The following is a 2515-nucleotide window of genomic DNA, read 5'->3' as shown; positions in this document are numbered from 1 at the left end:
CATCTGGCGACGTGGTTTCAAAGCCTCCCAGCTATCCTACACAGACAACATCAGCATCCAGTGTAAAGCTATAGTAAAGGTTCACGGGGTCTTTCCGTCTAGCCGCGGGTACACAGCATCTTCACTGCGATTTCAATTTCACTGAGTCTCGGGTGGAGACAGCGTGGCCATCATTACGCCATTCGTGCAGGTCGGAACTTACCCGACAAGGAATTTCGCTACCTTAGGACCGTTATAGTTACGGCCGCCGTTTACCGGGGCTTCGATCAAGAGCTTCGGACGAATCCTAACCCCATCAATTAACCTTCCGGCACCGGGCAGGCGTCACACCCTATACGTCCGCTTGCGCGTTTGCAGAGTGCTGTGTTTTTAATAAACAGTTGCAGCCACCTGGTATCTTCGACCGGTAGGAGCTTACGGAGCAAGTCCTTCACTCGAACCGGTGCACCTTCTCCCGAAGTTACGGTGCCATTTTGCCTAGTTCCTTCACCCGAGTTCTCTCAAGCGCCTTGGTATTCTCTACCTGACCACCTGTGTCGGTTTGGGGTACGGTCGCATGTGATCTGAAGCTTAGAGGCTTTTCCTGGAAGCGTGGCATCGATGACTTCCTGACCGTGGTCAGTTCGTCTCGCATCTCGACCTCAGAGGAACCGGATTTGCCTGATTCCTCGGCCTACATGCTTTCACCAGGACAACCAACGCCTGGCTCACCTAGCCTTCTTCGTCCCCCCATCGCAACCACATCCGGTACGGGAATATTAACCCGTTTCCCATCGACTACGCGTTTCNAGGCTTTTCCTGGAAGCGTGGCATCGATGACTTCCTGACCGTAGTCAGTTCGTCTCGCATCTCGACCTCAGAGGAACCGGATTTGCCTGATTCCTCGGCCTACATGCTTTCACCAGGACAACCAACGCCTGGCTCACCTAGCCTTCTTCGTCCCCCCATCGCAACCACATCTGGTACGGGAATATTAACCCGTTTCCCATCGACTACGCGTTTCCGCCTCGCCTTAGGGGCCGACTCACTCTGCTCCGATTAACGTAGAACAGAAAACCTTGGTCTTCCGGCGGGGGAGTTTTTCACTCCCCTTATCGTTACTCATGTCAGCATTCGCACTCGTGATACCTCCAGCAGACTTCTCAATCCACCTTCATTGGCTTACACGACGCTCCTCTACCGCTCATCCANTGCTTTCACCAGGACAACCAACGCCTGGCTCACCTAGCCTTCTTCGTCCCCCCATCGCAACCACATCCGGTACGGGAATATTAACCCGTTTCCCATCGACTACGCGTTTCCGCCTCGCCTTAGGGGCCGACTCACTCTGCTCCGATTAACGTAGAACAGAAAACCTTGGTCTTCCGGCGGGGGAGTTTTTCACTCCCCTTATCGTTACTCATGTCAGCATTCGCACTCGTGATACCTCCAGCAGACTTCTCAATCCACCTTCATTGGCTTACACGACGCTCCTCTACCGCTCATCCATAAGGATGAACCCGTAGCTTCGGTACCTGATTTAGCCCCGTTATATCTTCCGCGCAGGCCGACTCGACTAGTGAGCTATTACGCTTTCTTTAAAGGATGGCTGCTTCTAAGCCAACCTCCTAGCTGTCTGAGCCTTCCCACATCGTTTCCCACTTAATCAGGATTTTGGGACCTTAGCTGACGGTCTGGGTTGTTTCCCTTTTCACAACGGACGTTAGCACCCGCTGTGTGTCTCCCACGCTGCACTCACTGGTATTCGGAGTTTGCCTCGGGTTGGTAAGTCGGGATGACCCCCTAGCCGAAACAGTGCTCTACCCCCAGCGGTGATACGTGAGGCGCTACCTAAATAGCTTTCGAGGAGAACCAGCTATCTCCGGGCTTGATTAGCCTTTCACTCCGATCCACAGCTCATCCCAGCATTTTTCAACATACTTGGGTTCGGGCCTCCAATTGATGTTACTCAATCTTCACCCTGGCCATGGATAGATCGCCCGGTTTCGGGTCTATACCCTGCGACTGGTCGCCCAGTTAAGACTCGCTTTCGCTACGCCTCCCCTATACGGTTAAGCTCGCCACAGAATATAAGTCGCTGACCCATTATACAAAAGGTACGCGGTCACACCACGAAGGTGCTCCCACTGCTTGTACGCATACGGTTTCAGGATCTATTTCACTCCCCTCGCCGGGGTTCTTTTCGCCTTTCCCTCACGGTACTGGTTCACTATCGGTCAGCCAGGAGTATTTAGCCTTGGAGGATGGTCCCCCCATGTTCAGTCAAGGTTTCTCGTGCCCCGACCTACTCGATTTCACGATACTCAGACTTCGACTACGGGACTATCACCCTGTATCGTCAAGCTTCCCAGCTTGTTCGTCTGTCAGTTGTATCGCTTAAGGGCTGGTCCCCGTTCGCTCGCCGCTACTTGGGGAATCTCGGTTGATTTCTTTTCCTCCGGGTACTTAGATGTTTCAGTTCCCCGGGTTTGCCTCTATAGGTTATGTATTGGCCTATAGATACTCACCTGATGGT

At 53.1% G+C, this 2515-nt stretch carries 1 rRNA gene; it reads right to left on the bottom strand.

From position 1 onward, the window contains the following. Nucleotides 1–2515 (bottom strand): 23S ribosomal RNA (locus HXS66_RS17180); the annotation flags it as partial.

This window comes from Cobetia sp. 5-11-6-3 (assembly GCF_013374055.1).
Taxonomy (GTDB): domain Bacteria; phylum Pseudomonadota; class Gammaproteobacteria; order Pseudomonadales; family Halomonadaceae; genus Cobetia; species Cobetia marina.
Note: the sequence above shows the minus strand (reverse complement) of the source record. Positions and strands in the feature narration are given on the sequence as shown.